Origin of the sequence: Homoserinimonas aerilata (assembly GCF_006716125.1) — a bacterium.
Taxonomy (GTDB): Bacteria; Actinomycetota; Actinomycetes; order Actinomycetales; family Microbacteriaceae; genus Homoserinimonas; species Homoserinimonas aerilata.
The window spans coordinates 1,235,161-1,260,951 of sequence record NZ_VFOM01000001.1 but is presented as its reverse complement, the minus strand read 5'-3'; the positions used below and the strand labels follow the sequence as shown (position 1 = coordinate 1,260,951).

The 25,791-nt window shown below is 66.6% G+C and carries 27 protein-coding genes and 1 pseudogene; 8 read left to right on the top strand and 20 right to left on the bottom strand.

The annotated features are described in order from the left end of the window. Positions 1-67: 67 nt before the first annotated feature. From trpD to helR, 3 genes and pseudogenes are all read left to right on the top strand, one after another. Positions 68-1,120 (top strand): anthranilate phosphoribosyltransferase, encoded by a 1,053-nt coding sequence (gene trpD / locus FB562_RS05950; RefSeq protein ID WP_141880305.1) that lies wholly within the window; start codon positions 68-70, stop codon positions 1,118-1,120. 73 nt (positions 1,121-1,193) lie between these two features. After that, a complete protein-coding gene (locus FB562_RS13715) occupies positions 1,194-1,523 on the top strand; it encodes a hypothetical protein (RefSeq protein WP_141880304.1) in 330 nt (109 codons plus the stop codon). Positions 1,524-1,667: 144 nt separating this feature from the next. Continuing rightward, positions 1,668-3,543 (top strand): annotated as a pseudogene (helR, locus tag FB562_RS05940) (RNA polymerase recycling motor ATPase HelR). Here helR and FB562_RS05935 read toward each other — a convergent pair. The 7 genes from FB562_RS05935 to FB562_RS05905 form a co-directional block, all read right to left on the bottom strand. Further along, positions 3,524-4,036 carry a GNAT family N-acetyltransferase gene (locus FB562_RS05935; RefSeq protein WP_141880303.1) on the bottom strand — a complete coding sequence of 171 codons (513 nt, stop codon included), beginning with the start codon at positions 4,034-4,036 and terminating at the stop codon, positions 3,524-3,526. The pseudogene helR and the gene FB562_RS05935 sit on opposite strands and share 20 nt — an antisense overlap. A 64-nt stretch (positions 4,037-4,100) precedes the next feature. After that, positions 4,101-4,454, bottom strand: coding sequence for a nuclear transport factor 2 family protein (locus tag FB562_RS05930; RefSeq protein ID WP_141880302.1), 354 nt, complete (start codon positions 4,452-4,454; stop codon positions 4,101-4,103). Positions 4,455-4,613: 159 nt separating this feature from the next. Beyond that, positions 4,614-5,186 carry a dihydrofolate reductase family protein gene (locus FB562_RS05925; protein WP_141880301.1) on the bottom strand — a complete coding sequence of 191 codons (573 nt, stop codon included), beginning with the start codon at positions 5,184-5,186 and terminating at the stop codon, positions 4,614-4,616. Positions 5,187-5,310: 124 nt separating this feature from the next. Further along, positions 5,311-5,985 (bottom strand): SRPBCC domain-containing protein, encoded by a 675-nt coding sequence (locus tag FB562_RS05920; protein ID WP_141880300.1) that lies wholly within the window; start codon positions 5,983-5,985, stop codon positions 5,311-5,313. A gap of 52 nt (positions 5,986-6,037) precedes the next feature. After that, positions 6,038-6,436, bottom strand: coding sequence for an ArsR/SmtB family transcription factor (locus FB562_RS05915; RefSeq protein ID WP_141880299.1), 399 nt, complete (start codon positions 6,434-6,436; stop codon positions 6,038-6,040). Between the two features lie 156 nt (positions 6,437-6,592). Next, a complete protein-coding gene (locus tag FB562_RS05910; RefSeq protein ID WP_141880298.1) occupies positions 6,593-7,075 on the bottom strand; it encodes a heme-degrading domain-containing protein in 483 nt (160 codons plus the stop codon). 5 nt (positions 7,076-7,080) lie between these two features. Beyond that, a complete protein-coding gene (locus FB562_RS05905; RefSeq protein WP_141880297.1) occupies positions 7,081-7,860 on the bottom strand; it encodes an SDR family oxidoreductase in 780 nt (259 codons plus the stop codon). 115 nt (positions 7,861-7,975) lie between these two features. Between FB562_RS05905 and FB562_RS05900 the strand changes: the two genes are divergently transcribed. The 4 genes from FB562_RS05900 to FB562_RS05885 all read left to right on the top strand — a co-directional run bounded on the left by FB562_RS05900 (position 7,976) and on the right by FB562_RS05885 (position 10,615). Next, the gene (locus FB562_RS05900; protein WP_141880296.1) at positions 7,976-8,452 is read left to right on the top strand and encodes an NfeD family protein; all 477 of its coding nucleotides are present in this window, start codon (positions 7,976-7,978) and stop codon (positions 8,450-8,452) included. Beyond that, on the top strand, positions 8,449-9,378 hold the full coding sequence (locus FB562_RS05895) for an SPFH domain-containing protein (RefSeq protein ID WP_141880295.1): 930 nt from the start codon (positions 8,449-8,451) through the stop codon (positions 9,376-9,378). Before FB562_RS05900 ends, FB562_RS05895 begins: the two co-directional genes overlap by 4 nt. Then, a complete protein-coding gene (locus tag FB562_RS05890) occupies positions 9,368-10,150 on the top strand; it encodes a glycerophosphodiester phosphodiesterase family protein (protein WP_141880294.1) in 783 nt (260 codons plus the stop codon). Before FB562_RS05895 ends, FB562_RS05890 begins: the two co-directional genes overlap by 11 nt. Positions 10,151-10,252: 102 nt before the next feature. Continuing rightward, positions 10,253-10,615: an RNA polymerase-binding protein RbpA gene (locus FB562_RS05885; RefSeq protein ID WP_141880293.1), complete on the top strand. Its 363-nt coding sequence runs from the start codon at positions 10,253-10,255 to the stop codon at positions 10,613-10,615. Between the two features lie 10 nt (positions 10,616-10,625). Here the strand turns inward: FB562_RS05885 and FB562_RS05880 are convergent, their stop codons facing one another. From FB562_RS05880 to FB562_RS05835, 10 genes are all read right to left on the bottom strand, one after another. Further along, the gene (locus FB562_RS05880; protein ID WP_141880292.1) at positions 10,626-11,363 is read right to left on the bottom strand and encodes a polyprenol monophosphomannose synthase; all 738 of its coding nucleotides are present in this window, start codon (positions 11,361-11,363) and stop codon (positions 10,626-10,628) included. Further along, complete coding sequence (gene lnt, locus FB562_RS05875; protein WP_141880291.1) at positions 11,356-12,936, bottom strand: apolipoprotein N-acyltransferase; 1,581 nt, start codon at positions 12,934-12,936, stop codon at positions 11,356-11,358. Before lnt ends, FB562_RS05880 begins: the two co-directional genes overlap by 8 nt. Positions 12,937-12,939: 3 nt before the next feature. Beyond that, positions 12,940-15,387: a DEAD/DEAH box helicase gene (locus FB562_RS05870; RefSeq protein WP_141880290.1), complete on the bottom strand. Its 2,448-nt coding sequence runs from the start codon at positions 15,385-15,387 to the stop codon at positions 12,940-12,942. Further along, entirely contained in the window at positions 15,384-16,187 is an 804-nt protein-coding gene (gene tatC, locus FB562_RS05865) for a twin-arginine translocase subunit TatC (protein ID WP_342777281.1), read from the bottom strand. Before tatC ends, FB562_RS05870 begins: the two co-directional genes overlap by 4 nt. A gap of 5 nt (positions 16,188-16,192) precedes the next feature. Next, on the bottom strand, positions 16,193-16,402 hold the full coding sequence (locus tag FB562_RS05860) for a twin-arginine translocase TatA/TatE family subunit (RefSeq protein WP_141880289.1): 210 nt from the start codon (positions 16,400-16,402) through the stop codon (positions 16,193-16,195). A gap of 72 nt (positions 16,403-16,474) precedes the next feature. Beyond that, positions 16,475-17,452, bottom strand: coding sequence for a helix-turn-helix transcriptional regulator (locus FB562_RS05855; protein WP_141880288.1), 978 nt, complete (start codon positions 17,450-17,452; stop codon positions 16,475-16,477). Beyond that, a complete protein-coding gene (locus FB562_RS05850; protein WP_246081353.1) occupies positions 17,445-18,458 on the bottom strand; it encodes a helix-turn-helix transcriptional regulator in 1,014 nt (337 codons plus the stop codon). The genes FB562_RS05855 and FB562_RS05850 overlap by 8 nt, the downstream gene beginning before the upstream one ends. 7 nt (positions 18,459-18,465) lie before the next feature. Then, on the bottom strand, positions 18,466-19,401 hold the full coding sequence (locus FB562_RS05845) for an FKBP-type peptidyl-prolyl cis-trans isomerase (protein WP_141880287.1): 936 nt from the start codon (positions 19,399-19,401) through the stop codon (positions 18,466-18,468). A 37-nt stretch (positions 19,402-19,438) separates the two neighbouring features. Next, positions 19,439-20,455, bottom strand: coding sequence for a tRNA (adenine-N1)-methyltransferase (locus FB562_RS05840; RefSeq protein WP_141880286.1), 1,017 nt, complete (start codon positions 20,453-20,455; stop codon positions 19,439-19,441). Continuing rightward, entirely contained in the window at positions 20,452-21,189 is a 738-nt protein-coding gene (locus FB562_RS05835; protein ID WP_342777280.1) for an HAD family hydrolase, read from the bottom strand. Before FB562_RS05835 ends, FB562_RS05840 begins: the two co-directional genes overlap by 4 nt. Positions 21,190-21,361: 172 nt before the next feature. Here FB562_RS05835 and FB562_RS05830 point away from each other — a divergent pair, with 172 nt between their 5' ends. Beyond that, positions 21,362-22,216 carry a proteasome assembly chaperone family protein gene (locus tag FB562_RS05830; protein ID WP_141880285.1) on the top strand — a complete coding sequence of 285 codons (855 nt, stop codon included), beginning with the start codon at positions 21,362-21,364 and terminating at the stop codon, positions 22,214-22,216. Between the two features lie 22 nt (positions 22,217-22,238). On the opposite strand, the gene mshC is transcribed toward FB562_RS05830, so the two are convergent. Genes mshC through FB562_RS05815 form a run of 3 tightly spaced genes read right to left on the bottom strand, consistent with a single transcriptional unit; the run spans position 22,239 to position 25,728 of the window. Beyond that, entirely contained in the window at positions 22,239-23,489 is a 1,251-nt protein-coding gene (mshC, locus tag FB562_RS05825; RefSeq protein WP_141880284.1) for a cysteine--1-D-myo-inosityl 2-amino-2-deoxy-alpha-D-glucopyranoside ligase, read from the bottom strand. Between the two features lie 9 nt (positions 23,490-23,498). Next, positions 23,499-24,377, bottom strand: a complete 879-nt coding sequence (locus FB562_RS05820) for an undecaprenyl-diphosphate phosphatase (protein WP_141880283.1) — start codon at positions 24,375-24,377, stop codon at positions 23,499-23,501. Between the two features lie 49 nt (positions 24,378-24,426). Next, the gene (locus tag FB562_RS05815; RefSeq protein ID WP_141880282.1) at positions 24,427-25,728 is read right to left on the bottom strand and encodes a M20/M25/M40 family metallo-hydrolase; all 1,302 of its coding nucleotides are present in this window, start codon (positions 25,726-25,728) and stop codon (positions 24,427-24,429) included. Between the last annotated feature and the right edge of the window lie 63 nt (positions 25,729-25,791).

Below are 25,791 nucleotides of genomic sequence, written 5' to 3'. Positions count from 1 at the left end.
GCTGAAATTCACAGGCGGCGTTGTCATTGGGGAGGGCGAGGCGCAGGGAGTCGATAGTATTTTGGGCATGCCCGTCGATGTCACATGGCCTTTACTGCTGACCACGCTGCTCGAGGGAGACGATCTGAGCATCTCTGAGTCGTCCTGGGCGATGCGCAACATCATGGCGGGAGAGGCCACTCCCGCGCAGCTCGCAGGCTTCCTCGTGGCATTGCGACGCAAAGGCGAGACGGTCGATGAGATCGTCGGGTTCCGTGACGCGATCCTCGAGGCGGCCCTGCCGATCGACGTCGACCCGCTCGCACTCGACATCGTCGGAACGGGAGGGGACCGCTTCGGCACGGTCAACATCTCCACCATGGCCAGTGTCGTGTGCGCAGCATCCGGGGCCCGCGTGCTCAAGCATGGCAACAGGGCAGTCAGCTCGGTGTCAGGGGCATCGGATGTGCTCACCGAGTTGGGTGTGAACCTGCAGTTGAAGCCGGAGCAGGTCGCCAGCGTGCTCAACGAGACGGGCATCTCCTTCGCCTTCGCTTCAATGTTCCACCCGGGATTCCGCCATGCGGGGCCCGTACGCAAAGAACTGGGCATCCCGACGGTGTTCAACTTCTTGGGTCCGCTGTGCAATCCGGCGCGCCCCGAGGCATCCGCGGTCGGTGTCGCCGATCTCGACGTCGTTCCGTTGTTCGTCGGAGTGTTCCGCACCCGTGGGGCCACGGCGCTCGTGTTCCGTGGCGACGACGGACTGGATGAGCTGACGACGACCGGCCACAGCCACATCTGGGAGGTCTCGCGCGGTGACGTGCACGAACACGACCTCGACCCGAGGGATCTGGGTATCGCCCGGGCCAGGATCTCCGATCTCGTCGGCGGGGACGGCGCGCACAATGCGGCCATCGCCCGTGCGACGCTGGCGGGGGAGAAGGGGCCGGTCAGAGACATCGTTCTGCTCAACGCGGCAGCCGGCCTCATCTCGTGGGAGCTCGCACAGGACTCCAGCCAGGTGCAGGTGCCGATCCTCGATCGCTTCCGCGACAAGATGGCGGTCGCCGCGGCGGCCATCGATTCGGGTGCGGCGATCGCCAAGCTCGACGAGTGGGTCGCCGCGACCCAGCGCTAGGCGCTCAGTCGCCCAGATTTCGTCGCCCGGGTTCCTCTGGCCGAAGTGACAGGGGAGGCGTACCCTTGGGGGTATGGACCAGAGAAAAGCTGGTTTCCAAGGCCAGCAGAACACGCAGGAGCCACAGGGCGAGACTCGACGCGGGCCGGGAATGCGGCTCGTGGACTGGCTGAATGAGCACCTCATGACGGCGTTGGGGCCACCTCCCACAGGGCCCTACGAGGATGTCGCGGCAGAAGTCAGGGGCGATTGCCCCGTCTGTCGCCATCCGATGGGGGAGCACTTCATCGATCACTCGGCGAGCAATACTGTGCTGACCTGCCCCGTTCCCCGCGGGGGCCAGTTCGACCGGATCGAAGACAGGCCGCTCAACGAGGTGGGCATGCCGAAGCGGACCAGCTGACTCAGGCCTCGGGCGCACGCCGCGAATGTGCGATCGGTGCCGGACAGATAAGGGTGTGACGCCCTTCCATTCTCAAGATATATCGCAGTGGGGGGCTTGCCGCAAGGCCCCCCTCATGTCTGAGAATCGTTCACTGTGACATCAATGAACAGCGCTTTCAACCTTCCCGAACGACTTGCCGCCAAGAACGCCGCCGAGCTGATCGGCGACGATGAGAACCATTTCGTGGCCATCGCCGAGAGTCTGGAACAATCGGCCGTCGAACTGTCCGATCGCCTCGATGTGCTGCGCCGCGCACCCGGCGGGGCGGGGCAGGAGGCCTTGGAGCGGGATCTGGAGATCCACCGACTGAGCGCGCGCCTGCGCATTCTGAGCCGCTTCGGCCTCGATCTGTGCCTCGGGCGCATGGTCGGTGCGGATGACCTCGAGCCCGTTTATGTGGGGCGGATCGGGCTCACCGACGGTGATGGCCACAGGCTGCTGCTGGACTGGCGTTCCCCGGCGGCCGAGCCGTTCTTCGGCGCGACCCACGGCAACCCGATGGGGCTGGCCAGTCGGCGCAGATACCGGTGGGCCCATGGGCGGATCAGCGACTACTGGGACGAGGTTTTCGCTGCGGATGGGCTGGAGGGGAATGTCGCGCTCGATGACCAGTCCGCGTTCATTGCGAGCCTCGGCAGCAGTAGATCGACGCGGATGCGCGATGTGCTCGGCACCATCCAGGCCGATCAGGATGCGATCATCCGTGCCGGTTCTCGCGGCGCACTCGTCGTCGACGGAGGCCCCGGAACGGGAAAAACCGTCGTCGCCTTGCACCGCACCGCCTACCTCCTGTATTCCGACCCGCGCCTCGGGCATCGCAGGGGAGGGGTGCTTTTCGTCGGCCCGAGCAGGGGCTATCTGGGCTATGTCGACGACGTTCTGCCCAGCCTGGGTGAGGACGGCGTTCAGAGCTGCACTCTGCGGGACCTCGTCGCCGAAGGCGCATCGGCGGTGCCGGAGACAGACCGGCGCGTCGCCGGGGTGAAATCATCCGCAGATCCGATGAAGGCGATCGCGGCGGCCGTCGCGCACTACGAACAACCGTCGACGGCGGGGATGGTGGTCGACACCGCGTGGGCGGAGCTCTGGCTGGACGCCGGCGACTGGGCCGAGGCGTTTGCGACCGCAGAATCAGGCATCCCGCACAACGAGGCACGCGACCAGATACGGGAGGCGCTCCTCGACATCCTCGTGGACAGGATCGACGAGGATGTGCCCCCTCATCTGCTGCGTCGGTCGTTGGCGCAGAACGAGGACCTGGGAGGCGCTTTCGCTCGGGCATGGCCGCTGCTTGATCCTGTCGGTGTGGTTGCAGACCTGTGGTCGGTGCCCGCCTATCTGCGAAAGTGCGCCCCCTGGGCTCGGTGACGAAGAGATCCGGGCGCTGCAGCGTGAGCACCCGCGCGCGTGGACGGTGTCGGATCTGCCCTTCCTCGACGCGGCACGGCAGCGGATCGGCGACCCTGATGCGTCACGACGCAGAAGACAGCGTGAAGCGGTGAAGGCAGCAGGGGAGGAGCGGCTGCACCGTGTCGGACTCGACCAGATCACGCTGGCCTCCCTGAGCGTCAACTACCGTACGCCGACGGAGGTGATGGAGGAGGCCGAGCCGGTCATCCGTGCGGCCATCCCCGACGCCAATGTGCCCACATCGATCCGCAGCAACGGCCTTCTGGTCAAGCACGGATCGATCACTGAACTGGGGTCGATCCTCGGTGACTGGCTCGAGGGCTCCGCGGACGGCATCGCCTGCGTCATCAGCGCCGACGGCACGGTCGCAGGCCGAGCGGATCCGCGCATCCGGGCCCTCACTCCGGAGCTGTCGAAGGGCCTCGAGTTCGATCTGGTCGTGCTCATCGACCCGGATGCCTTCGGTGACGGAATCGAGGGCGCCGTCGACCGCTATGTGGCGATGACGCGGGCCACCCAGCAGCTCGTCATCCTCGAGAGCGTCTCGCTCAGCGCAGCTGGTATTTGAAGCCGAGGTGGGATCCGACGAAACCGAGCCTCTCGTAGAAGCGGTGAGCATCCGTTCGCGCCTGATCCGAGGTGAGCTGCACGAGCGACGCGCCCATCGCGGGGGCAGCCGTGTCGACCACCCAGCGCATCATCGCCTCACCGATGCCGCCCGAGCGGTGTGTGCTGCGCACCCGCACCGCCTCCACAAGGAGTCGGGTCGCACCACGCCGTGCCATGCCCGGGATGCGGGTGAGCTGCATCGTCGCGACAGCCTCACCGGATGCGTTCACCGCCAGGAGGAGTTCGTTGCTCGGGTCGTCGAGAATCGCGTGCAGGGCGGCGGCGTATGCGGCGGCATCCGCCTCGTCGGCGCGGTCTCCGCGAGTGGCGCTGATGGGGTCATCCGACAGCAGCTCCATGAGCGACTCCAGATCGGCTTCGACGGCTCGCCGCAGTGTCAGCTCCTGTGCTCGGGCCTGAAGGGAGACAGGGAGGAGCAGGGGAGAGAGCATGCTCGTATTCTCTCACCGGTGGCGAACGCACCCAGCCGAGGAACTCTGGATGCTGGTCTGTTCGCTACGACCAGATGTACTCCTCGGCGATGGCGCCATCAACCCATCGTGCGACTGTCACCATGCGACCGCCGCCTTCGAATTCGCCCACGACGCAGGTCCACTCGCCGGAGCCGAACTTGATCGGGTGGGAGGTGATCTGCGGGGGAGTCCCTCCGCCGGCCTGTTCGACGTAGGCCTTCATCGCATCGATATGTTCTTGGATGCCATGGGTCGCGCGTGCGCCCTTCCAGTCGACAAGCACATCCGCTGTGTGATGGTGGGCAAACACGCCGTCCCAGTCGGCACCGTTCCAGCCCTCGAAGTCAAGGTCGTCCATGCCCTGAAGGTTGCGTTCGACCTGCGTTTCGTCTGACATTTTCTGATGTCCTCCACCGATTGCATCGAGTCGAGTGTCGAACGATCAGCGACCGACAACCGCGCGAATCGCGCGTCTATCTGAAGCGTTGCACTCGGATGCTGTGATGGCAGTGGCAGTGGCAATGGCAATGGCAAGGGCAAGGCGAGATCTGCATCACTACAAGGCTCCAGCTTGCGTGTGTCGGTATCGTAGGGCGATCGCCCCCGACCGGAGCTCATGGCGATCCATGAGTTCGAGCTGGATGCGCTCGCGCAGACCGGCGAGCAACGTCGGCCCGTGTCCGGCAAGGATCGGCTGCACAAGAAACTCGTACTCGTCGATCAGCCCCAGATCTGCCAACGCCAGGGGGAGCGTCACGCCACCCACCCACAGGCCCTCGCCCGACTCCTGCTTGAGTCGCTGAACCGCTTGCCCCACGTCGCCGTGCACAAGCTCGGCATTCCAATCGACGCCGCTCAGCGTGCTCGACACGACGTACTTCTTCGCTCGGTCGATGGTCTCGGCGAACGGGACCTGCCACTCATCCATCCAGTCGGGCCACATGCCCGTGGCCGGCCTACGCCACACCGACTCCATCATCTCGTAGGTCACCCGGCCGAACAGCAGGGCATCGGCCCGCTCCATCTCAGCGGTCCAGTAGCGCATCGACTCCTCGTCCGGGGGGAGCCCTGCCTCGTGATGGACGCAGCCATCGAGCGTGACGTTGATCGAGTATCGGAGCGGTCTCATCTCACTACATCTCCCTTGATGTGTGCGCCGCTCTCAGCGGACTGTACTCAGGCGACTGCCGGCACCACTTCTCATCGGCGCTCGGAGTGCACCCACTTTAACGCCGGTGTGGTGTGAACTGGCGTTACATTTGGGGCGGCACGATCTCGCCGGTGTACACGCCGTAGGTGGTGTTCGCCGCGGCCTTCGCAACCGCGGGGTCGGCTCCCGAGCGCTCGTGAACGGCGGCCCAAGCATCCGCTGATCCGCGCATGAAAGCCTTGCCCTCTGCGCTCGCAACCCATTCAGCTGCCTTCTCCGGCGTGATTCCGTCCTCACCGCCGGAGTAGTACTGCGCGAGGCCGAGCAACCCAGAGTCCCAGCCCATTCCGGTGGCGGAGGGTCCGAACTGCTCCCAGACGCCGTCGGGAAGGCTGTCGACCGCCGCGACGTTCTCCAACTCGAAGCGGGTGGATGTCGCATCGACCGCCGTCAGCCGAATGTGAACCATCGCCGGCTCACCCTGACCCCTGCCCCAGGTAACCGAGTACCCCGCGAAGCCACCGCTCGGCGGGGTGCAGCTTCGGATCTCGCCGCCGGCGTTCCCCTCGAACTGGTAGGTGCCGCCCAGTCGCAGATCGCCTGTGATCGGCAGGAACCAGCGGGGGATGCGGTCGAGCGAGGTCACGGCGTCCCACACATCGTCAATGGGGGAGGGGTAGGTCTGGCTCAACGTCTGGACGTACGAGCGCACGCCGTCCACATCTTTGGTCTCGAGGCCGCGATCGACGGCGTCGATCTGGACGTTCACATTCACCATGATGGTGCTCCTTCTTCGTGGGGTCTTCGTGAGGTCGGATGGGCATCCGAGGTCATGGTTCGTCGTCGGTGGTCTTGTCGCCCTCGTCGGCTGTGACGGAGGTTTTAGGAGGCAAGCTGGAGGCTTTGCGCTGGGCGAGGCGCCCGCGGGCCAGCTCAGTGCCGAGCGCGTCGAGCTTGGGCTGCCAGAAACCGCGGAACGTGTCGAACCATGCGTCCGCCTGGGCGAGCGGTGTGGGGTCGACCGCGTAGAGCCGTCGAGCGCCCTCGGCGCGCACGCTGGTGAATCCGGAACCACGGAGCACCCTCAAGTGCTGCGAGACCGCGGGCTGTGAGATGCCGAACTCACGCTGGATGACCTTGCCGAGGTCTCCTGCGGATTCCTCACCGTTGGCGAGCAGCTCGAGGATGCGCCGGCGGACCGGATCTCCGAGAACGTCGAGTGCGTGCATGCGGCAATACTTGCACCATCACTTATATAAGTCAATTATTATGCAGCGCGACCAAGCGGATTGTGGAGTGTCGCCTGTTTGCGTGCTTGAGCTGACATAATCATCATTATCGGCGCTTTTGTGATTGAGATGGAAGTGGTTCTGCTGGGCATCTGCTCAGCCTTTCTGTTGCTGTGCGTGGAGCTGCTCGAGCGCCTCCACGGCAAGGGCGTGGTCGTCTGCCTGTGGCAGGCCCGAGACGGTGACCGTGCCGACGACGCCGACATTTGCGATCCTGATCGGAAATGCGCCGCCGTGCGCCGCGTACAGAGCCGAATCGAGATGCGGCTCATCGTCAAATGACCGTCCGGATGCTGCAAACCTGAGCCCGACGAGATACGAGCTGACCTCGAACCGGGTGACCGTGCGATTCTTGCGTGCGATCCAGTCGGACTGGTCGGCGATCGCACCGGGAAGGACAGCACGGAACAGTTGCTGGCCGTTCCTTGTGATGTCGAGCGTCACCGGCAGCTTCCGCTGCCGGGCGAGCTCGACGAGGATCGATCCGAGCCGCCACGCGTCATCATTGTCGAAGCGGGTCAGCGTCAGGCGTTCCTCCTGGGCGACGACCTCGGCGATGAGGCTGCGGAGGTCGTCCATCTGCGCTACTCCCCTGTCGCCGAAGCGCTGGTGAAGTCGCTGATGTTGCCGACGTACCGGGTGTTGTCAGCCGGGACCGGCTCGACGGCGGCGAGGGCTACCTCGGCGGCGAACTCGTTGACGTTGTAGAGACGGCCAGCCTGCTCCTTGCGAGAAGAGATCGCACCCGGGTTCGCGCGCTCCAGCAGCGTCGCGGTGATGGTTCCCTCGATCATGTCGCCCGAAACCACCACGAATTCGACCCCTGCAGCCTCGAGGCGCGGGATCATCGCGCGCAACGCATCCTCACCTGCCCGCTTGCTGAGCGCGACGGGCTCGTACTCCGGCATGGTGGGAACTGTCTTGATGAAGTGCGCCTGGTGGCTGGTGACGAACACGACGCGGGCGCCCTCTGCGAGGTGCGGGAGGGCCAGCTCGAGCAGCTGAACCTGGGCGTCACGGTTGAGACGCATGGCGTAGTCCTCAGCCATTCCGCTCTCCATGCCGCCGGATGCGTTCATGACGAGGATGTCGAGCCCGCCCAGTCGCTCCTGCGCAGCGTCGAAGAGGGCGGTGACGGAGTCGGCGTCGGTCAGATCGGCCCCCACCGCGAAGGCCTCTCCCCCGGCCGCTTCGATCTTCTCGACGAGCTGCTGGGCGCGCTTCTCCTTGTTGCGGTAGTTGATGACGACACGGGCGCCGGCTTCGGCGAACATCGCGACGGTGTCCGCGCCGATTCCGCGGGATGATCCGGTGACAAGGGCACGGCGTCCGGTGAGCGATCCGGGCGAGAGGGGGTTGGTCACGCTTACTCCTGTTGTCGAAATGGCGGCGGATGCCGTGACGAGACTACCAATACCCTCCCGGTCGACCCAGCGGGTGATAGTTTCGGGAGCACCCGACACATGAGGAGTGCCGATCATGCCCCTGGAGTTCCTGAGCGAATACGCATGGATCGTCTGGCTTGCGGTGATCCTGGTATTCATCATCATCGAGGTGTCTAGCCTCGAGTTCACCTTCCTGATGCTCGCGATCGGCAGCCTCGGCGGTCTTGTCTCCGGCCTCCTCGGCACCGACGGATGGCTGCAGATCGTCATCGCGGCGGTTCTCTCCGTCCTGCTGCTCTTCCTGCTGAAACCCGTGCTGCTGCGCAGGCTGCACAGGGGTGGTGACACGGCGAGGAGCAATATCGACGCGCTCATCGGCACCGAGGGCACCGTGGTGATCGACTTCGTCGACGGCACGGGCCAGGTGCGGCTCGACAACGGCGAGACCTGGACGTCCCGCTTCTCCCCCATCATCACGCGACGCACCGCCGACAGCGGCGACCGCGTCGTCGTCACGACCATCGACGGGGCCACCGCCATCGTCGTCCCTGCTGAAAGGAATGACGTATGAACGACATAACGCTCGGCCAGGTGGTGCTCATCGTGCTTCTGGTGCTCCTCGCGATCTTCGTGGTGTCGGTCCTGTTCCGCAGCATCCGGATCGTCCCGCAGGCGACAGCGGGCGTGGTGGAGCGCCTCGGCAAATATCACAAGACGCTGCAGCCGGGCCTGAACCTGCTGGTGCCGTTCATCGACCGGATGCGGCCGCTGCTCGACATGCGTGAGCAGGTCGTGTCGTTCCCGCCGCAGCCGGTCATCACCGAGGACAACTTGGTGGTCTCAATCGACACCGTCGTCTACTTCCAGGTGACGGATGCGCGTGCCGCGACCTACGAGATCGCCAACTACCTCGGCGCAGTCGAGCAGCTGACCACGACGACACTGCGTAACGTCGTCGGCGGGCTGAACCTCGAGGAGGCGCTGACCAGTCGCGACAACATCAACGCCCAACTGCGCGTCGTACTCGACGAGGCCACCGGCAAGTGGGGCATCCGTGTCGGCCGTGTCGAGCTGAAGGCGATTGACCCGCCCCTCTCGATCCAGGATTCGATGGAGAAGCAGATGCGCGCCGAGCGTGACCGTCGTGCGCAGATCCTCACCGCAGAGGGCACCAAGCAGGCTGCGATCCTCGAGGCCGAGGGTTCGAGGCAGGCTGCGATCCTCTCGGCGGAAGGTGACGCCAAAGCGGCTGTTCTCCGCGCCGAAGGTGAGGCCCAGGCCATCACGACCGTCTTCGGGGCGATCCATGCGGGCAACCCCGATGCTCCCCTGCTGGCGTACCAGTACCTGCAGACCCTGCCGAAGATCGCCGAGGGCGAGGCGAGCAAGCTCTGGATCATCCCCTCGGAGCTGACCGAGTCGCTCAAGAGCATTGCGGCCGGCTTCGTCGGCGGCGGAGCGGGAGCAGCAGCGACGAAGGATCCGGGTGCGCGGTAGGCAGACGGGCGACGGCACTTCGTCGGGATTCCTCTCCCCCGCTCCCCCACGCGTCATCGCCCACCGTGGTCTCGCGTTGGAGGCGCCGGAGAACACGAAGCTCGCCTTCCTGAAGGCCCTCAGCATCGGCGTCACCCACCTGGAGACGGATGTGCACGCATCCGCCGACGGCGTCGCCGTGGTCAGCCACGACCCCGATCTGGTGCGCGTTGCGGGGCGCGAAGTGCGCGTGGATCAACTGACGATGGCAGAGTTGCGCCGCATCGATCTGGGTGAAGGGCAGGGCTTCTCGAGTCTCGCCGAGGTGCTCGACGCATTCCCGGATGCCCGGTTCAACATCGACGTGAAGGTGGCGGATGCGGTGGCCCCCACGATCGAGGCGATCAGGGAGGCGCGTGCCGTCGATCGGGTGCTCATCGCATCCTTTGACAATCGTCGTCGGCTCGCGGTGCTCGATGCCCTCCCCGGCGCGGCGACATCGGCCTCGTCGTCGGGTATCACGAAGGCCCTCGTCGCCCTGCGGGTGGGAAGCCCGTCGCTGGTGGCGCGCGCGCTCGGCGAGGTCGACGCCGTGCAGATTCCTGTGCGCTACGGCGCGCTCCCCCTCGTGACGGCCCGCAACGTGCGGCTGCTGCATGCCGCAGGGGTTGAAGTGCACGTCTGGACGATCAACGAGCCCGCCGAGATGGGGCGACTGCTCGATCTGGGCGTCGATGGCATCGTCACCGATCGCGCAGATCTCGCTCTCGACGTGCTCAGATCCCGCCTCTGAAGCTGGGAGTCTGCTGATAGCGGACAAGTTCGCTCGCGCGGAGGGAAGCTTTCTCCCAGCTTGAGGCGTTATAACTTGAGCAACGCGAGAAGGGACCACACAATGGCGGATCGCAGTTTGCGCGGAATGAGGCTCGGATCTCAGAGCCTGCAGAGTGAAGAAGGCGTCACCTTCTCCCCGCGCAAGAAGAGTACTTATCGGCAGGCCGACGGTTCGACCTTCGAGGTCATGTTCTCGTCCGACGCGGAGGTTCCCACGGTGTGGGAATCGCCCAAGTCCGGCGCGGAAGGGCGGCTCGTCGCCGAGGACGGAACCCTCGTCGAACGAGATGACGCCGAGCAGAAGGTGGCACGTACCCACTGGGACATGCTGCTTGAACGGCGCACGAGGGCTGAGCTCGAAGAGCTTCTCGAAGAGCGGCTGAGCTACCTTCGCTCACGCAGAGGCGAGAAGATCGGCGCATAGCCGACAGCCGTCACGGCTGACGCCCCAGACGCATCAGGACGCTCCAGGACGTCACCCGGAACAGTGCTTCAAGCACGATTCCGAGGTGCATCTTGGAGCGTCCTTGTGTGCGCTCGACGAACGTGATCGGATGCTCGACCACCGTGCATCCCTTGGCCTCGATTCGCCACGCCAGCTCCACCTGGAAGCAGTAACCCTGCGATGAGACCGTCGCCAGGTCGAGAGACTGCAGCGCACTCGTGCGGTATGCCCTGAACCCTGCCGTGAGATCACTCACGCGGGAGCGAAGGGCTGCGCGGGCGTAGCCGTTGCCGACCCGGGAGATCGCCCTGCGGTGGGCAGGCCAGTCGATGACCCTTCCCCCGTCGACCCATCGCGAGCCGATCACCAGATCAGCTCCGGATGCGATCTGCGCGAGCATCGCAGGAAGCTCGGCCGGGTCGTGAGAGCCGTCGGCGTCGATCTCGACGACCACGCTGTAGCCGCCGTCGATGGCGTGTGCGAAGCCGGCCAGATAGGCGGCACCGAGCCCGCGTTTCTCCGGGCGGTGCAGCACGGCTATGCGGGCGTTTGCTGTGGCGAGCCGGTCGGCGATCTGCCCTGTGCCATCCGGGGACGCGTCATCGACGACGAGTACATGCGCTGCGGGCACGGCCGCAACGATGCGCGCGATGACGGCCTCCACATTGTCGGCCTCGTTGTACGTGGGCACGACGATGAGTGTGCCCTCGCCGGCAGGCTCAGCCATGGGAGCCTCTGCGCCACACGGCCAGGCCGAGCGCCAGCAGGAGCGCCCCGAGGCCGAAGGCGGAGAGGCCCCACTCGACGCCGCGGCCGATGACCGCCGCAGGCGTGACTGTGTCGCTGAGCGGAACATCCTCGACCATCGCGCCCGGTTCGAATGTGGGCAGCTCTGCGATGGTGCCGCCATCCGGGGCGATGATCGCGCTTGTGCCGACCGTGGAGGTGTTGACCACCGTTCGCCCGTATTCGAGCGCCCGCAGCCTGGCGATCGCCAGCTGCTGCACACTCTCATCGGTGGGTCCGAAATCGGCATTGTTGGTGGGGGCCAGGATGATCTGCGCTCCCCCGTCGATCATCTCGTGCAGCAGACCGTCGTCCACGATGTCGAAGCAGATGGCGATGCCGGCGAGCAGACCGTCGATGTCGAACACATTGGGGCGAGTGCCGAGCGTGTAGTCGCGGGGAACCAGATCGAACAGCGCGGGCGCGAGCGGGTACCAGAACTCGCGATCGGGCAGGTACTCGGCGAAGGGCACCGGATGCGCCTTGTCGTACTGTGCCACGGAACCCTCGCCGGAGCGCCACAGCAGCACACTGTTGAAGAGTTCGTCTTCGGGCCCGTCGGTTATGGTGCCGACGACCAGCGGGGCATCCATCTCACCACTGACGTAGTCGAGCACACCGGCCGCCCGGGGGTAGCGCAGGGGGTTGACGTCTGCGGCATTCTCGGGCCACACGACGAGGTCGACGCTCTCATCGATGATCGGCATGGTGGCCTGCAGGTGGTCATCGAGGATGGCGCCGGCTTCCCTCTGCGCGAAGAGCCCCGCATCCGCATTGCCCTGTACCGCTGCGACACGGATGCTCGACGTCACCGTCACAGGGAACGGCGGCATCAGGAAGGCCAGCAGGGCGAGCGCCAGCACCGCGGCTGTCGGGGCCAGCGCGGCCCTGCCCGCGCGCAGGACGGCGAGCTCTCTGATGGCCTGAAGCAGCATCGCAGCGATCAGGGCGACGACGAAGCTGAGGCCGGATGCGCCAAGCCAGGCAGCGAGGTCGCCGAGCGAGCTCTGCGACTGCGAGAACGCGAGCCGCCCCCAGGAGAAGCCGCCGTAGGGCCACACCGCGGTGATGCCCTCGCGCAGGGTCCAGATGCCGGCGAGCACCGCCGGCAGCAGGAGCATGCGGCCCCAGACACCGGGCACCGCGCGCGGGACGAAGCGCCACGCCAATGCCAGCAGAACGGCGCCGAGGGCGAAGAAGAGCGCCTCGAGGCCGGTGAGCGCGAGCCACGGCACGGGGCCGAGGTAGATGGTGAGCCAGACGATGTGCAGGCCGTAGAAGGAGAAACCGCCGAGAAGGCCCGTCAGAAGTGCGCCGCCGATGCCGCGCCCGTCAAGCGACCAGAGCAGGAGGCCCGTTCCGACGAAGGCCAGAGGCCACCAGCCGAGAGACGGGAACGCCCCCGCCAGCAGAGCCCCGCCGACAACCGCAGTGAGAAGAGAGAGCCACAGCCGACGGCCACTCCCCCGGTCGCCCGCCTTCGACCCGCGCGTGCGGGAACCCCTGAACGCCATGCCTCAGCCGACGCTCGAATAGGCGACAATGCCGCGACGGATGGCATCCAGAGCCTTGCGGGCGGTCGGTCCGACCGGCGCATCGGCGACGATCGACAGCTGGTCGAGCAGGTCGATCGCCTGCTTGGTCACCCGAACGAAGTCGCCGGCGGCGAGCTCGGCGTCGCGGAGCACCGCGTCGAGCGGGGCGCCCTCAGCCCAGCGGTACATGGCCATGCAGAGCCCCGCCGAGACCGGATTGCTACCGGAGAGCTTGTTGTCGCGCTCCAGATCGTCGAGCGTCGCCCACAGGGTGGTCGTGTTGTCGAAGGCGGCCCGGAACGGCCCGCGAGGCAGACTGCGCTCATCGATGGGCCCCTCCTCTCGGCGCGGCTCATACACGAGTGCTGCAGCCATCGCCGCGAGGCCTGGCACGTCGAGGGCATTCCAGAGGCCACGATTCACAGACTCTGCGACCAGAAGGTCGCGTTCGCCGTAGATGCGACGCAGCACTCGCCCAGACGGGCCCACCGACACGGCGCCATGCTCATCACGCGACAGATAGCCCAGCTCGAGCAGAACATCCGTGACCCTGTCGAAGACCTTCGCGACGGCCCCCGTGCGCGAGCGCACCTGCCGCCGCAGCTCGTCGGACTGCTTCTTCAGCCGCCACCAGCGCTCCGCCCAGCGGGCGTGCGCCTCCCTGTCGCTGCAACTGTGGCAGGGGTGCTGCTTCATGCGCTTGCGCAGTGCGGTCAGCTGGCGTTGGCGCCGGTCGCGCTCGCCACGGGAGCCCGTGTCGCCGCGAAGGCCTTTGCGTTCGAGATCGCCCAGTTCGCGCCGGATGCCCGCATACTCGGCGAAGTCGCCCAGATGGCACTCCATGGCCTTCGCGTAGCCCTCCAGCGCCTCCTCCTGGCCGCGCACCTTGCGCGCGATGTCCACGACGGAGCGGTCCGCCTGGAACTGCGCGAACGACGACTCGAGGATGTCACGGGTGCGGTCGCGGCCGAACTGCTCGATCAGGTTGACGGCCATGTTGTAGGTCGGGCTGAAACTCGAGTTCAGCGGGTAGGTGCGGCGGGATGCGAGAGACGCGACCGCCTGCGGGTCGAGCCCGCCCTGCCACTGGATGACCGAGTGGCCCTCCACATCGATGCCGCGGCGCCCCGCCCGGCCCGTGAGCTGCGTGTACTCGCCGGGCGTGATGGGCACGCGGGCCTCACCGTTGAACTTCTCGAGCTTCTCCAGAACGACGGTGCGCGCCGGCATGTTGATGCCCAGGGCGAGGGTCTCGGTCGCGAACACGGCCTTCACAAGCTTCTTCTGGAACAGCTCCTCGACGACCTCCTTGAACGCAGGAAGCATGCCGGCATGGTGGGCTGCGACGCCGCGCTCCAGACCATCCAGCCACTCCCAGTAGCCGAGCACGATCAGATCCTCGTCGGGGATCGTGCGGCAGCGTTCCTCCACGATGCCGCGGATCTCCTCGCGCTCGTGCTGATCGGTGAGGCGCACACCCGCCCGCAGCACCTGGCGGACGGCCTGATCGCATCCGACCCTGCTGAAGATGAAGAAGATCGCGGGCAGCAGATTCTTGGAGTCGAGCAGCCCGACGATCTGGGCGCGATCCATGCGGCCGTCATCGTTCCTGTTCTGGTAACCGCCGCGACTGCGGTCGCGCCCCCGGCCGTGCACGGGCCGCCCGGATGACTGCCGTCCACCCGTGCCCGTCAGGCGCATCAGTTCCGGGTTGACCCGATGCGAGGCTGCCTCGCCCGAGGAGTCGAACAGGTCGAGCATTTTGCTGCGCACCAGCACATGCTGATCGAGCGGCACCGGGCGCTCCTCCGAGACGATCACGGCCGTCTCGCCGCGCACCGCCTGCAGCCAGTCGCCGAACTCCTCCGCATTGGAGACCGTGGCACTCAGCGAGACCAGCCGCACACTCTGCGGGAGGTGGATGATGACCTCCTCCCACACGGCGCCGCGGAAGCGATCGGCCAGGTAGTGCACCTCATCCATGATCACGTAGGAGAGATCGCGCAGGAGGTCGGAGTCTGCGTAGAGCATGTTGCGCAGCACCTCCGTCGTCATGACGACGATCCGGGCGCCCGAGTTGATGTTGGTGTCGCCCGTGAGCAGACCGACCTCGCTCGCCCCGTACTCGGCGACGAACTCCTGGAACTTCTGGTTGCTGAGCGCCTTCATCGGCGCCGTGTAGAAGACCTTCGCGCGGGGCTGCTGCATCGCGAGGTAGACGGCGAACTCGGCCACGACGGTCTTGCCGGCGCCCGTGGGTGCGGCGACGAGAACGCTGTCGCCCCGCTCCAGTGCGGCGCCCGACGCCAACTGGAAGGGGTCCAGATCGAAGGACAGCCCCGAACGGAACGCTTCCAACTGCGGGGAGCCCTGCCGGGCCTTCGCCAGCGCATAGCGTTCGGCGGGTGAGGGCTGCTGTTCTGCGGTCATGCGGATGCTGTCCCGTATTCCTCGTCGAGGGCTTTGTCGCGCCTGCGCACGGCCCGGTCGTGCAGCCAGGCCACGCCGGCCGCAGCGAAGTAGAGGACGCCCATGGAGCCGATCAGCAGCATCATCGACACGACATCGGCCGCCGGTGTCGCCAACGCCGCGAACACGCTGATGAGAAGGATGGCGATGCGCCAGCCCTTCAGGATCTGCTTCGCGCTGAGCACGCCCACGAAGTTCAGCAGCACCAGGAACACCGGCAGGATGAACGCCAGACCCACTGCGAGGAGCAGCTTGAGCGCGAAATCGAGGTATACCTTCGCCTGCAGAAGGGTCGCGGTATCGGATGCCGCGAAGCGGATCATCAGTTCGACCATGTTCGGGAGGATCAGCCAGCCGACGAAGCAGCCCGCGAGGAACAGGGGGAACGCCGCGAGTACGAAGCCGAGGGCGTAGCGCTTCTCCTTGCGGTGCAGCGCGGGAACGAAGAATGCCCACAGCTGGTAGAGCCAGACGGGGCTCGAGATGACGAAACCCACGGTGAACGAGATCTGCAGGAGGGTGTCGAATGCCTCGGTGATATAGGTGTAGGCGACCTCGGCGGTTCGGCCCTGCTCCTCGGCGACCTGCAGAAGCGGCTGCTGAAGCTGGGCCCACACCCACTCGGAGGTGAAATAGCCGCCGACAGCACCCAGGATGACCGCGAGGCCGGCGATGAGAAGCCGCTTGCGGAGTTCTAGCAGGTGCTGGCCGAGGGGCATCCGACCCTCGCGGTCTCGCGGCGTGCGTGTTGGCGCAGCCACAGTGCTCAGTTCTTCTGGTTCTTCTCGTCGGCCGGAGTCTTCTCGTCAGCCGGGGTCTCAGACGAATCCGTGGAGTTGCCGCGGATCTCCTTCTTGAAGATGTTCATCGACTGGGCGACGCTCTTGGTTATCTGCGGAAGCTTGGGCGCGGCGAAGAGCACCAGCACGATGATCACGAGGATCAGGCCGGTCCAGCCACCAAGATGTGCAGGCATGTCTGTTGTCCTTCGAAAGGGGAAGAGTCCTAGAAGTCTACGCGCAGTGGGCAGGAATCCCCTGCACCGCACTCACTCGTAGCGGACGAGCGCAGCACGGGCCCACTCGGCCACGGCAGCACGGGCATCCGGCGGGCCGACCACCGACACGACACCCGCACGGCTCGACACCAGCCGCTTCAGGCCGTGGAAATGCGGGACGGTGATGTCCATGCGCATGCGGCCACCCGACTCGGTGACCGGCGAGCCCTCCGGGACATAGTCGGCGATCAGGGGTAGGGCCGACGGCGCCACATCGAGCGTCACCGACACGTCATCGCGCGAGCCCTCGAACAGCCTGTCGCCGAGCGGGATGTCACGCAGGTGGAACGTCACCGGCTCATCCGTCACACGCGGATCGATGATGCGATCGATGCGGAAGGTGCGCACCGCCTCGCGCAGATGGCACCAGCCGCGCAGATACCAGTCGGCGTCGAGTGACTCCACCCGCAGCGGATCCACCCGGCGGCTCTGACGCTCGCCGCGCAGGCCCAGGTAGTCGAACTCGAGTTGAACGCCGCCGTCGACCGACCGCCTGATCAGCGCCAGCGTCGCATCCGACTCCGAACCCTCGACGGCCATAGGACTCGGAGTGGCGGATGCGCCCCGCGACAGCTTGGCCATGAGAGTCGCGATGGCGGCCCGGTCAGCGTTCTCGGGCAGCCCGGAGAGATACTGCAACCCCGCGATGAGTGCGGCGGCCTCGCGTGCCGAGAAACGTGGCGCATCATCGATGGCGACCATCTGGGTGAGCACGATCTCGTCGTGCTCCTCGAAGGCATCCCAGGCCAGGTCGAAGAGATCACCGTGCTGGTAGGTGCCCGTCTCGCCGGGGATGCCCGAGATGGCGATGAGCCTGACGGCCTCGCGGATCTGCTCCGGCTCCATGTCGAAATGGCGGGCGGTGTCGGCGACGCTGATGCGGTCGTTGTCCATGAGGAACGGCACCAGCGACAGTAGGAACGCGAGCTTCTCCCCCGCGGGAACGGCCTTGCTTCGGCGCTCAGCCATGGTTCGCTCCCCCGTCCGCTCCGTGGTCTGCAAGGATCTGCCGCAGCCGGCCGATCACGGCCTCACGCAGCTCCGGCGGTTCGACGGCGCGCACCTCAGGGCCGAAACCAGCCAGCTCGTCAGCCAGGATGTTGAGATCGGCGTAGTGCAGCAGGAGCCGGCCGGGGCCCTCCTCGCGGGTGCCGCGCCGCTTCATCAGCCGTGTCGCCGCATCCGAACCCTCTACGACCTCGACGATCGCAGACTTCGCGTTCCACACCTCGCTCAGTTCGGCCATGCCGATCGCAGCCTGATCACCGGGCGGCGGGGTGAATCCGCGATTGCTGAGGGTGACCGTGCCGACGATGCGCCGCAGCAGATACGTCTTCGTCGTCGACGTGCCGGGCATGCGCGAGAACAGGTGCCAACGACCCTCGTGCTGGAACAGGGCGAGCGGTTCGACCGTGCGGATGCCCGCATCCGCCTCCCCCGGCTTCAGATAGGCGAAGGAGACGACGACGTTCTTCTGCAGCGCCATGCTGAGCGGTTCGAAGGCGCTGTCGCGCACGCGCAGGCGGGGGGCATAACCGAGCACGGGCTCGTCCGGACTGAGCCCGAGTGAGCGAAGCTTGAGCATCGCGCGATGCGACTCCGTCGACAGCGAGCCCTCACGCCACACCATCGCCGCAAGATGCAGCAGGGTCGTCTCGTCGGCCGTGAAGCGGACATCCGCCGGAAGCTCGTAACTGCCGCGCGGGATGCGATAGCGCAGATTCTGATTGTTGCCCGCGTCGGACGGGTCGTCGACCGTCTCGAGAGGCACCCCGAGTTCGCGGATGTCGTCTTTGTCGCGCTCGAACTGACGCTCGAGATTGGCGTTGTCGCCGGATGCGGAGAAACGCTGGCGGTACCCCTGCACGGTCGACAGGATCTCGAGCTTCGTCAGCCCTGCCTCGGTGGCGAGCAGCGCGAGGACCAGGCTGAAGAGGCGCTCCTCAACCGGGATCCGGGGCTTCGCTGCCGACACTGCTCCCCTAACCGGCGATGCCGAGGATGTCGACGACGAACACGAGCGTCGAGCCCGCAGGAATCGTGTCACTCGCCTGGTCGCCGTAGCCGAGGCTCGGCGGGATCACGAGGAGCACCTGGGAGCCGACCTTCTGGCCGACAAGCCCCTGGTGGAAGCCGTCGACGACGGAGCCCGCGGTCAGCTGCATGACGGCGGCCTGGTCGCGATCCCAACTCGAGTCGAACACCTTGTTGTCGGCCCAGGTGACACCCGTGTAGTGCAGCACGGCGTAGTCGCCATCCTTGACCACATCGCCATCGCCCTGCTTGAGCACTGAGGTGACCAGATCTTCGGGGGCGTCGGCCTTGGGGATCGTGATGCCGGGGCGCCCGTTCGGGGCCAGCACCACCGTCGGGTCGCCGTTCTCGCCTGCGCGCGTCGCACCATCCGCCTTGGGCAGGAAGGCATCGAGCACATCGACGACGTAGACGAAGGAGTCCTCGGCGGCAACGCCGGAATCGGGGACGGCCTGGCCGCCATGCGTGTCGGCGGCCGTGCCGACGACGACGATGCGCGAACCCACGGTCACACCCTTGAGGGCCTCCGTCACAGGCGGCAGCGCATTCGAGCCGACCGTGAGCAGAACGCCGCTCCTCTCGCCGGCGTAGCCGCTCTGCTGCAGCACCTCGCCGGTTCCGCCGTTGAGGATCGTCGCCTCGATGAGAACAGGCTGGCCGTCGCTGAGGACCTCGCCGTCGCCGTCGATGAGGACGGAGACCTGGGTCTCATGAGCGATGACAGGCGTCGGCATGTCGACGACCGGCTGCGCCCCGAAGTCTCCCGACGCGGTCACCACCGACGAGGCGTCGCCCGAAGGGTACTCCTCCCGGGGAGAGGCCGAGCATGCCGCGAGAGCGGGCAGCAGGGCGGCCACGACGAGAAGCGCTGGAAGCTTGCGCACGAATCCTCTTTTCATTACCTGCGGGGATGCCGCAATTCTAGTCACTGACGACATCGTCGCCCTCCGCATCCGTCTCGCTGTTGGCGGCGATGGCATGGGCGGCACCCGCCGCAGCCACGCGAACCGTCTTGCGCAGCTTCTTCGGGCTGCCGGCACGCTCGCCGAGGGCACCCGGAGTCCACAGCTCGACATCCTCGTCGCTGAACTCGGTCTTCGACGCCCTCCGCTTGAGCTGAGGCAGAATCGTGTCGGGCGCGAGGCGGCGAGCCGTGAGCAGGAAGCCCGTGTGGGCGACCATGCGGTGATCGGGGCGAACCGCGAGACCCTCGACGTGCCATCCGCGGACCATCGTCTCGGATGACTGCGGGTCGGTGAACAGCCCGGTCGCCCTGATCGCCTCGGCGACACGGGAGAGCTGGGTGACCGTCGCGATGTAGCAGAGCAGCACACCGCCGGAGCGGAGCGCCGTCGCGCACACCTCGAGGCACTCCCACGGCGCCAGCATGTCGAGGACCACGCGGTCGACGGTGCCCTCCTCGGCAACGGTCGGCAGCGACTCCACGAGGTCGCCCACCGTCACCGACCAGTTCGCGGGCTCCTCGCCCAGAAAGCTCGTGACGTTGCCGCGTGCGATCTCGGCGAACTCCTCACGGCGTTCGAACGACATCAGGCGGCCCTCCGGCCCGAGGCCACGCAGCAGCCACAGGCTCAACGCGCCCGAGCCGACGCCGGCCTCCACGACCGTCGCCCCCGGGAAGATGTCGCCGAGCGCCAGAATCTGTGCGGCATCCTTCGGGTAGATGATCGCCGCGCCACGCGGCATCGACATGACGAAGTCGTTCAGCAGCGGGCGAAGCGCCAGATACTCATCGCCCGAGGAGTTCGAGACGACCGAGCCGTCGGGCAGCCCCACGAGCGCATCGTGGTCGATGGTGCCCCTGTGGCTGTGGAAGACCTTGCCCGGCTCCAGGATGATCGTGTGCAGTCGCGCCTTCGGCCCCGTCAGCTGGACCTTGTCGCCCGCCCGGAACGGCCCGCTCTGTTTGGCGGTCATGCGCCTGCTCCGGCCGCGGCATCCTGCTCGACAGGCGCGCGCCGCGCCTCGACGACAGCGCGCAGATCGGCCACCGTGGCACCGGCGAGTGACTCCCAGAGCGTGTACTCGCTGCTCGGCGGCAACTCGACATGAAGCGGCACGCCGATGGTGACGGCCCCGGATGCGACGGCCGAGGCCACGCCCGTGCGCGAATCCTCGATGGCGATGCAGTCGGCCACGTCGACGCCGAGCGCAGCCGCGCCGAGCAGGTAGGGCTCCGGATGCGGCTTGCCGTGTGTGACGGAATCTCCTGTGATCAGCGCGGCGAAGACATCCGAACCGATCGCATCCACCACCATCTCGGCCATCGCGCGGTACGACATGGTGACGAGCGCGGCCGGGATGCCCGCGTCCTTCAGCTCGGCGAGAAGCTCGCGCGCGCCGGGCCGCCACGGAACCTCGACCCGGATCTGCTCGATCACCCGATTGCTCAGGCGCGCGATGATCTCGTCTTCTGGGAGATCCACTCCCCTGCCCTGGAAGGTGCGGGCGGCATGGCTCAGCGAGGCGCCGACGATCTCGAGGGAATCCTCATGGGTCCAGCTGACGCCGAACTCGGCGACCAGCTCCTCCTCGGCGAGCATCCAGTACGGCTCGGTGTCGACGATCGTGCCGTCCATGTCCCACAGGACACCGGCGGGAAGGACGGGCTCGAGGGCTGCTCGATCAGAGGAAGTGGCGAAAGAAATCACACGGTCGATTCTACGGGAGGCCGGATGAGCCGCCGCCGAACGGGCCAACCACGCCGCGCGCTGTTCGCTGTTCGTGGAATCGGGGCACGAGCATCGGCGCCAACCGGATGCGTCGGCCCCGGCGAACTATCCTTGGACGAAGCGAGAAATCGACGGAACAGAGGAACACCACGTGCCAGACGGAATCCTGAACGGACGACTGCTCGTCGTCGCGTTCGAGGGCTGGAACGATGCGGGCGACGCGGCAAGCGGAGCCGTCGTCGCGCTCAAAGAACTGCTCGACGTCTATCCGATCGCCGAGATCGACCCCGAGGTCTACTTCGACTACCAGTTCAACAGGCCGACCGCGACCCTCGACGAGGAGGGCAACCGGCTGCTCGTCTGGCCGGGCGTGACCGTGTTCGGCCCCGTCGCCGACGGCGAACTGTTCCTGATGCTCGGCACCGAACCGTCCCGCAACTGGAAGAGCTTCGCGGCAGAGATCATCGAGATCATCGAGGATCGCGACATCACCGGCGTCGTATTCCTGGGTGCAATGCTCGCCGATGTGCCGCACACCCGGCCCATCTCCGTCTTTCTCACAAGCGACAACGACGAGGTGCGCAGGGAGCTCGAACTGGAGCGCAGCCAATACGAAGGGCCGGTCGGCATTCTCAGCGTGCTCGCCGAGGCGGCCGAGAACATCGGAGTGGAGACGGTGTCGATCTGGGCATCCGTTCCCCACTACGTGCACAGCGTTCCCTCGCCCAAGGCGACCCTCGCGCTCATCGAGAAGCTGGAGGAGGTCGTCGGCGTCGTCATCCCCCGCGGCGACCTCGAGGAGCAGGCCAGCACCTGGGAGGCCAGCATCGACACGCTCGCCGGTGACGACGAAGACATGGCCTCGTACATCCACCAGCTCGAGCAGGCGCGCGACACGGTCGACTCGCCCGAGGCGAGCGGTGAGGCCATTGCCCAGGAGTTCGAGAAGTACCTGCGCAAGCGCGACGGCGGCAAGGCTGACGGTCGCGGCGGAAGCCCCGCGTAGTTCGGTCTTAGCTGAGCGGTGGCTACGCAGCCAGGCGCACGCCGAGGAGCGACTCGATAGCATCCACCGCGAGCTGTGTCGCCGGCACGCCCGAGGCGACCCGCGCATCCACGAGCTGCACAGCGCGCGGGCTGTCGATGTCGTCGACGAGGGCGTCCCTCAACTCCGCAAGCAGTGGGTCTGAGGGTGCCTGCGCCGCTCCTGCGGCCCAGCCTGACCACGCAGCCAAGCGCTGCTGCGCCGCATCGAGGTGGCCGGATGTCCACTCCCAGTCAGAGCGGTAATGCTCAGCGAGCAGGGCGATGCGGATGGCGCGCGGGTCGACCCCGTCGGCGACAAGCCGCGAGACGAAGACGAGATTGCCGAGCGACTTGCTCATCTTCTCGCCCTCATACGAGACCATGCCGGTGTGCGCGTAGATCTCGGCGAGCGGCGCACCCGTCAACGCCGTCGCGTGGGCGGCGCTGAACTCGTGGTGCGGGAAGACCAGATCTGAGCCGCCGCCGTTGACGGTGATGGACGCGTCGTGGTGGTCGAGGGCGATGACGGTGCACTCGATGTGCCAACCGGGCCGACCGCGGCCGAGGGGCGTCTCCCAGGCGGGCTCCCCCGCTCGCTCGGCGCGCCACAACAGCGGATCGAGCGGGTCGCGTTTGCCCGGGCGCTCGGGGTCGCCGCCGCGCTCAGCGGAGAGGGCCAGCATCGTCGCCCGATCGAGGTTACTCTCATCGCCGAGCTGCCAGGGCGTCAGTCGGCTCGCCGCCGCGATGTCGAAGTAGATGTCTTCGTTGCCGGTGACCAGAGCATCCGGGGTCTCGATGCGGTAGGCGGTGCCGCGCTCGAGCAGAATGGCGACCGCCTCGGCGACCTCGTCGATCACCTCGGTGACGCCCACGTAATACTGCGGCGGGATGACCTGCAGCAGCTCCATGTCGGAGCGGAACAACTGCACCTGCGACTCGGCCAGCTCACGCCAGTCGACGCCGGTGGCCGCAGCTCGCTCAAGGAGCGGATCGTCGACATCCGTCACGTTCTGCACGTAGCGAACATCCTTGCCGGCGTCGAGCCACAACCGCACGAGCGTGTCGAAGGCGAGATAGGTGGCGGCATGGCCGATGTGGGTGGCGTCGTAAGGGGTGATGCCGCAGACATAGAGGGAGGCGTGCGTCTTGGAGCAGGCCTCCTGCACCGTGCCCGTCGCTGTGTCGAAAACCCTGGGTGTGGGCCCATTGCCCGGCAGCGACGGAACGGGCGGGTGACTCCAGGATTTCACCCTCTCAGCCTAGAGGGGTTGGAGGATGCCGTTCGCCAGCAACACGATGAGCACACCGCCGAGCAGCAACCGGTAGATGACGAACGGCAGGAAGGAGCGCTTGGAGATGTAGTTCATGAGGAACGCGATGACCGCGAAACCGACACCGAATGCGACAACCGTGGCGACGGCGGTCTCGGCGTAGCCGTAATGGCCGGCCGGCTCGCCAAGGCTGTGCAGCAGCTCATACAGGCCGCTGCCGAACACGGCCGGGATGGCCAGCAGGAAGGCGAAGCGGGCCGCAGCGGGCCGGGTGTAGCCCAGCGCGAGCCCCGCAGTGGTCGTCGCGCCGGAACGGGAGACGCCCGGGATGAGTGCCAGCATCTGGGCGAGGCCTATGAGGATGCCGTGCGGGTACGTCATGTCGTTCATCTCGCGGGTGCGCTTGCCCAGCCAGTCAGCCAGCCCCAGGATGAGGCCGAACACGATGAGCACGATGGCGACCAGCCACAGGTCGCGGAACACGGAGCGGATGTACTCCTGCGCGAAATAGCCGACCAGCACGATGGGGATGGTGCCGATGATGATCAGCCAGCCGAGGCGGACATCCGGATCATTGCGGGTGATGACGGCGGATGCGCCGCGACGGTCTGCGGGCTGGCCCTCAGCGCGTGCACCCTTCCCGAAGTGGCGGAACCATTTGCCGATGATGCGGGTGATGTCACCCCAGAAGTAGATGATGACGGCGGTCTCGGTGCCCAGCTGGGTGATCGCCGTGAACGTCGCGCCCGGGTCGGTCGCGGAGGGCAGGATCTCGCCCACGATGCGCAGGTGCGCGCTCGACGAGATCGGCAGGAACTCGGTGAGGCCCTGCACGAGGCCGAGGATGATCGCCTCTATGAAACTCAACTGGACTCCTTATCGCCGCCCTGGAGTCGTCTCGGGCACGGCATCCGGCTCAGTATTCCAGGAGCAGGTCGTGGAGAACCTGCCTGCCAAAGACTAATGCGTCGAGCGGCACACGCTCGTCAACGCCATGGAACATCCCGGGAAAGTCCAGCTCGGCTGGGAGCTTGAGCGGGGCGAAGCCGTAGCCCTTGATGCCGATCTTGCTGAGCGCCTTGTTGTCGGTGCCGGCGGCCAGCAGGTACGGGAGCACTGGGGCGCCCGGGTCGTGCTTGTGCAGGCTTGCCTTGACGGCGTCGACGAGGGGGCCTTCGAAGGAGGTCTCCATGCCGATGTCACGGAACACGGTCACCACTTCGATGTCGGGGCCCACCGCATCCTGAATGGCGGCGATCACCGCATCCTCCTCGCCCGGGAACGCGCGGATGTCGATGAGCGCCTCCGCAGTGTCGGGGATGACATTGTGCTTGTATCCGGCCTTCAGCACGGTCGGGTTCGCGGTGGTGCGCAGCGATGCCTGGATGAATCCGGATGCTGTGCCGGTGGCGAGGGCGAGCTCATCGGGCCCGACCTTCTGCGGGTCGACCCCCAGGATGCGGGCGATCTCGCCCAGAAGTTGCGTGGTCGTCTCGGTGAGACGCACCGGCCACTCGAGCCGGCCGACCGTGGCGACCGCCTCCGCCAGCCGGGTGACGGCGTTGTCGTGAATGATGCGGGAGCCGTGAGCGGCCCTGCCGTGTGCGACGAGTTTCGCCCAGATGAGCGCCTTCTCGCCCGTCTGCAGCAGGTAGGCGCGCTGATCGCCGAGCGTTATCGAGTATCCGCCGACCTCGCTGATGGCCTCGGTGGCGCCCGCGAAGAGCTGCGGGTGGTGCTCGACCAGGTAGCCGGAGCCGAGCACTCCCCCGGCCTCCTCATCGGCGAAGAACGCGACGATCAGGTCACGCGCCGGCCGTTTGCCCGAGCGAAAGATGTCACCCAGGGAGGTGAGGATCATGGCATCCATGTTCTTCATGTCGACGGCGCCGCGGCCCCACAGCATGCCGTCCTTGATGACCCCGCCGAAGGGGTCGACGCTCCAGTTGTCGGCCACCGCCGGCACCACATCGAGGTGGCCGTGCACGACGAGCGCCTCGTCGTGACTCTCCCCCTCGACCCGAGCGATGACGCTGATGCGCCCCGGCTCGCTCTCGAACATCTCCGGCTGGAGGCCCAACTTGACCAGCTCGGCGGCCACATACTCGGCCGCCTCAGCCTCGCCATTGCTCCGACCCTCACCGTAATTGCTGGTGTCGAGGCGGATGAGATCACGGGCAATGCGGGCGGTCTCTTCGAGTTGCTCGGCGGCAGACATGCCTCAACGGTACTAGGACGGGCTGCAGCCGGTCAGCCGAGCTCCCAAGTGGACAAAATGGGG

Excerpts from the sequence above, each read along its gene's own strand:
- FB562_RS05895 (WP_141880295.1), top strand. The coding sequence starts at position 8,449 with ATGAACGACATAACGCTCGGCCAGGTGGTGCTCATCGTGCTTCTGGTG.
- lnt (WP_141880291.1), bottom strand. The coding sequence starts at position 12,936 with ATGGCGTTCAGGGGTTCCCGCACGCGCGGGTCGAAGGCGGGCGACCGG.
- FB562_RS13715 (WP_141880304.1), top strand. The coding sequence starts at position 1,194 with ATGGACCAGAGAAAAGCTGGTTTCCAAGGCCAGCAGAACACGCAGGAG.
- FB562_RS05935 (WP_141880303.1), bottom strand. The coding sequence starts at position 4,036 with ATGCTCTCTCCCCTGCTCCTCCCTGTCTCCCTTCAGGCCCGAGCACAG.
- FB562_RS05870 (WP_141880290.1), bottom strand. The coding sequence starts at position 15,387 with ATGACCGCAGAACAGCAGCCCTCACCCGCCGAACGCTATGCGCTGGCG.
- FB562_RS05900 (WP_141880296.1), top strand. The coding sequence starts at position 7,976 with ATGCCCCTGGAGTTCCTGAGCGAATACGCATGGATCGTCTGGCTTGCG.
- FB562_RS05910 (WP_141880298.1), bottom strand. The coding sequence starts at position 7,075 with ATGGACGACCTCCGCAGCCTCATCGCCGAGGTCGTCGCCCAGGAGGAA.
- FB562_RS05920 (WP_141880300.1), bottom strand. The coding sequence starts at position 5,985 with ATGGTGAATGTGAACGTCCAGATCGACGCCGTCGATCGCGGCCTCGAG.
- FB562_RS05855 (WP_141880288.1), bottom strand. The coding sequence starts at position 17,452 with ATGGCTGAGCGCCGAAGCAAGGCCGTTCCCGCGGGGGAGAAGCTCGCG.
- FB562_RS05930 (WP_141880302.1), bottom strand. The coding sequence starts at position 4,454 with ATGTCAGACGAAACGCAGGTCGAACGCAACCTTCAGGGCATGGACGAC.
- FB562_RS05880 (WP_141880292.1), bottom strand. The coding sequence starts at position 11,363 with ATGGCTGAGCCTGCCGGCGAGGGCACACTCATCGTCGTGCCCACGTAC.
- trpD (WP_141880305.1), top strand. The coding sequence starts at position 68 with ATGCCCGTCGATGTCACATGGCCTTTACTGCTGACCACGCTGCTCGAG.
- FB562_RS05915 (WP_141880299.1), bottom strand. The coding sequence starts at position 6,436 with ATGCACGCACTCGACGTTCTCGGAGATCCGGTCCGCCGGCGCATCCTC.
- FB562_RS05840 (WP_141880286.1), bottom strand. The coding sequence starts at position 20,455 with ATGACCGCCAAACAGAGCGGGCCGTTCCGGGCGGGCGACAAGGTCCAG.
- FB562_RS05815 (WP_141880282.1), bottom strand. The coding sequence starts at position 25,728 with ATGTCTGCCGCCGAGCAACTCGAAGAGACCGCCCGCATTGCCCGTGAT.
- FB562_RS05860 (WP_141880289.1), bottom strand. The coding sequence starts at position 16,402 with ATGCCTGCACATCTTGGTGGCTGGACCGGCCTGATCCTCGTGATCATC.
- FB562_RS05925 (WP_141880301.1), bottom strand. The coding sequence starts at position 5,186 with ATGAGACCGCTCCGATACTCGATCAACGTCACGCTCGATGGCTGCGTC.
- FB562_RS05885 (WP_141880293.1), top strand. The coding sequence starts at position 10,253 with ATGGCGGATCGCAGTTTGCGCGGAATGAGGCTCGGATCTCAGAGCCTG.